Genomic DNA, 261 nt, shown 5'->3' with positions numbered 1-261 from the left:
ATTTTCTATTGGAAAAAATGCCAGTTGAAAAAGTCACTCCTCTTAGAGAGCAGATTCGTTCTTTAGGGCATCCGAAAATTTTTAGTGCACACTTGATTAGCTTGTTTATGCTTGCGGGCCATTATATGCTTTATTCTTATTTCACCCCATTTCTAATGGAAGTTCTGCATATGACCCCGGTTTGGATTAGTATTTGTTATTTGGTCTTCGGGCTTGCGTCTATTGGCGGAAATGGTTTTGGCGGCTGGCTTAGTGACAAAC

Annotated in this window: 1 pseudogene; it reads left to right on the top strand. The window is 40.2% G+C overall.

The features are described 5' to 3' along the window. A pseudogene (locus SB775_RS30815) lies at positions 1-261 on the top strand (MFS transporter); the annotation flags it as partial.

Source organism: Peribacillus sp. SIMBA_075 (assembly GCF_046534585.1).
This window is presented reverse-complemented; position numbering and strand designations above follow the sequence as displayed.